Below are 3,577 nucleotides of genomic sequence, written 5' to 3' on the forward strand. Positions count from 1 at the left end.
ATCGCCGCGGCCACCGCCGAGATCACCGCCGGGAGCGAACACGTCGCCGGTTCCGGTGATCAGCAGCCCCGCCAAATCCGGGTCGGCATTGACCCGGGTTATCGCGTAGCGGATGCCGAAGTACATCGCCGGTGTCATGGCGTTGCGTGCGTGCGGGCGGTCCAGCGTAACGATCGCGAACGGGCCCTCTCGCGTGAAGCGCAAATACTTCGTTCCGAGCCAGTCCCCTTCAGGTGGGCGTGGGCTGCTGTCGTCGGCGCTCGGCATGAAGAGACGTTAGCTCAGTCGACCGCGACCGCGCCGTCGATGGCATCGCTGAGCGGAGCGCAGTCACCGGCTCCGGGCACCAGCGTGGCCAACGCTCCTGCGGCGCAGGCGCGCCGAAGCGCATGCTCGACGTCACCGGTCCAGCTGGCGGCCAGTACCCCGGCGAACACGTCGCCGGCTCCGGTCGTATCGACGGGCTTCATCGTCGGTGCGCCGACGCTGAATTCGCCGCGCTCACCGACATAGGAAGCACCGCGTGCTGCCCGGGTGATGACGAGATGCGAGACCGGCCAATGCCACTGCGCTGCCTCGGATTCGTTGGCGACGACCACGTCGGCCAGCCCGGCAAGCTCGGCTAGGTCCGCGGCCGGTGGTGAGGCGTTGACCATGACGATGGCCCCGGCTGTGCGCGCTTCCCGGGCGGCGACCACGGCGGTGGGCACCGGGATCTCCAACTGCACCAACAACACATCGCAATCGGCGACGATGGTCCGCACATGTGACGCCTCCAGCGTCAGCCGGCCATTGGCGCCGGGCGCGACGGCGATCGCGTTCTCCCCGGCAGGATCCACCAAGATGACCGCGTTGCCGCTGCGACCAGGCAACGTGATCAGCCCGTCGGTGCCCACACCGTTGGCGTCCAGATGACCGCGCAGCTGTGCAGCCACCGTGTCGTCGCCCACCGCACCGACAAAGTCGACGTGTGCGCCTGCCCGCGCCGCGGCCACCGCTTGATTTGCGCCTTTACCGCCGGGCTGCGACCGCGCCGACGCCGCCAGCACGGTCTCGCCAGGACGGGGCAAAGCGTCAACCTCGAACACGGTATCCAGATTCACACTGCCCACCACGCACACGCGTGTCATTGCGCCGACGTTAGGAAGTCGCGGCCGGTTATACAACGAGGTGCGGACGACCTGCGGCTAGTCTGTTGCGTGATCCGTGCCTCCTAGCTGCGTCAGCGGACGCAGCCGATTGACCCCGCAGCAGCGAACACCACCGGACGGGGAACACGCGCCGGGCAATTTCCCATCCGGCTGCCGCAATTCCAGGTGTGAATGCCAATTGCGTCATTCACGCCGGTACCGAAAGCGGGCATGCGACGATATGCGGTGATGCGTCGATACCGGCAAACGTCAGGGTGACTCGTTTGGGTCCGCACGTTAGGAGCGATGGATGAGTTGGACGATGACTTCGGGAGTCCGCGGCGCGATAACGAGAACGGCCCTGGCCGTAGCACTTGTTGGAATGGCCGCGATGGCTGCGACCGTTTCGGCGAACGCATCGCCCGGCTTCACAGGCATGCCCGATAGGCTCGCTCCGCTCGATGATCCCAATCCTGGCGTTCCCACCAATCCGGATGATCCCAATTGCGTGGCCATGCCTGAATCAGCGCAATGCCAGGGCGGCCCTTATTCCGTGGTTCCCAACGGTCCGGCGGATCCCACCTGCGCCGGGATGCCCAATAACCCGGTGTGCGCGGGTGGGCCGTACGCTCCGCCTGCGCCAGCGTCGACTGCGGGCGCTCCCACCGGCCCGTTGGACCCCGCATGCATGACCATGCCAGCCGACGCGGCGTGCGCGGGAAGCCCGTACGCTCCGCCACCGCCGCCTGCGGCCCCGCCACCACCGGCAACGGCGGCGGACGCGCCGATATCGCCACCGGCGGCGGACGCGCCGATATCGCCACCGCCGGCGGAAGCGCCGATTTCGCCACCGCCGTTAGATCCAGCTGGCGGGATGCCTCATGAAGGGCCGATCGGCGGTATGCCGCACATAGGCGGCGGTATGCCCCACGTCGGTGGCGGGCGGATATAACTTCCGCGACCACATCACGTAGGGCGGGAAAGTGACATCTGGTCGGTGGGCGCCGCCCCTGCAAGCCGGGCAGTGCGGGGCTGCGCAGCTCGGGAAGATGCCCACGATCTTCGGCTTTTCGGGCGCAGTGAAACCGCTGCTCAAGCTAACATCACCCGATGCCTGCAGCCGACCTCGTCGTCACCGGGACCGTCCTTACCGTCAATCCCGGGCAGCCCACGGCCGAGGCGATCGCGGTGTCCGGCGGCCGCATTATCGCGGTCGGCGCGCGGGCCGAGGTCGAGGCGTGGATCGGGCCGCACACTGAAGTCGTCGATATCGGCGACGGCTGTCTGCTGCCCGGCCTGATCGAGGCGCACGGCCACCCGCTAATGGAGGCCATCGTGCTGTCCGACCGGATGGTCGACATCCGACCGGTCACCTTGCCTGATGCCGATGCGGTGGTCACCGCGATCGCCGATGAGGTCGCTGCTCGCGGCGCCGATGGTGCCTACCTGAACGGCTGGGATCCGCTGCTGCAGTCTGGTTTGCCGGAGCCGACGCTCTACTGGCTCGACAGCATAGCGCCGCAGGTGTACACAGGATGACCTCGCCGGCCGCCGAGACACCCATGCAGGTGTCGGGTCTGGCGGCCACCATGACGGTGATCGCCATGGGACTGGGCTACAGCATCACCGCGGCCGACCCGACGATCTTGTCCGCCAACATATCCGAAGTGCGTGCCGGACTGGGCATGTCGCCCAGCACGGCCAGCTTCGTCGCCAGCCTGGCCACCCTGACGCTGGCAGCGGCGGTGCTCGGCGCGGGTGCGCTCGGCGACCTGTACGGCATGGCGCGCATGTTCACCGGCGGTCTGCTCGGTGCGATCGGGTTCGGTGTGCTAGCCGCGTCCGCGCCGACCGGAGCGGTGCTCATCGCGGCCCGCGCCGGATCCGGGGTAGCTTTCGCATTCCTGTTGGGCCTGTCGCTGGCCATCATCAACGCTGTATTCCCCCCGCAGCGGCGCGCCGCCGCGATCGCGTTCTACCTCGGTGCCGGCTTCGCCCTCACCACACCGATGCCCGCCCTGGGCAGCCTGCTCGCCGAACACGCAGGCTGGCGCACCGGCTTCCTGGTGGCTCCCGTCGCGGCGGTCATCGCGCTGGTGATCCACCTGCGTTTCGTGCCCGAGACACCGCGCGCACCCGGCCGGCTCGACGTGCCCGGCCTGACGCTCGTTGCGGTTGCGCTCCTCGCCCTTGTGTACGGCATCTCCCAGTTGCAGCGGGGACTGCACTCCGGTCCCGTGATTGCCATCGCCATCGGAGTTGTTGCGGGCGCGGGGTTTTTGATGCGCGAGTGCTCCACCTCCGACCCGGCGTTGGACCTTCGCCTATTCCGATCCGGCCGGTTCAACGCCGCAGTCACCGCAGGGGTGGCGTTCAACTTCCTCACCGGCGGTTCAACCATCTTGTTCGCCTACTACCTAGTCATCGTGCGCGGCCAGTCACCTGCA

The 3,577-nt window shown here is 67.9% G+C and carries 4 protein-coding genes and 1 pseudogene; 3 read left to right on the forward strand and 2 right to left on the reverse strand.

The features are described 5' to 3' along the window. The coding region (locus VFA16_RS21805; protein ID WP_324969835.1) for an enoyl-CoA hydratase/isomerase family protein at positions 1 to 267 on the reverse strand (267 nt) is incomplete at its 3' end. 14 nt (positions 268 to 281) lie between these two features. Beyond that, positions 282 to 1,130, reverse strand: coding sequence for a ribokinase (locus VFA16_RS21810; protein ID WP_324969836.1), 849 nt, complete (start codon positions 1,128 to 1,130; stop codon positions 282 to 284). Between the two features lie 684 nt (positions 1,131 to 1,814). Between VFA16_RS21810 and VFA16_RS21815 the strand changes: the two genes are divergently transcribed. From VFA16_RS21815 to VFA16_RS21825, 3 genes and pseudogenes are all read left to right on the forward strand, one after another. Beyond that, positions 1,815 to 2,015, forward strand: a complete 201-nt coding sequence (locus tag VFA16_RS21815; protein ID WP_324969837.1) for a hypothetical protein — start codon at positions 1,815 to 1,817, stop codon at positions 2,013 to 2,015. Positions 2,016 to 2,240: 225 nt separating this feature from the next. Then, positions 2,241 to 2,651, forward strand: a pseudogene (locus VFA16_RS21820) (amidohydrolase); the annotation flags it as partial. A gap of 14 nt (positions 2,652 to 2,665) precedes the next feature. Continuing rightward, positions 2,666 to 3,577 (forward strand): MFS transporter (locus VFA16_RS21825; protein WP_324969838.1); only part of this gene is annotated, 912 nt, incomplete at its 3' end.

Origin of the sequence: Mycobacterium sp., assembly GCF_035653355.1 — a bacterium.
GTDB lineage: Bacteria > Actinomycetota > Actinomycetes > Mycobacteriales > Mycobacteriaceae > Mycobacterium.

Bases quoted from the DNA above. Each gene is read 5' to 3' on its own strand.
- VFA16_RS21810 (WP_324969836.1), bottom strand. From the start codon at position 1,130: ATGACACGCGTGTGCGTGGTGGGCAGTGTGAATCTGGATACCGTGTTC.
- VFA16_RS21815 (WP_324969837.1), top strand. From the start codon at position 1,815: ATGCATGACCATGCCAGCCGACGCGGCGTGCGCGGGAAGCCCGTACGC.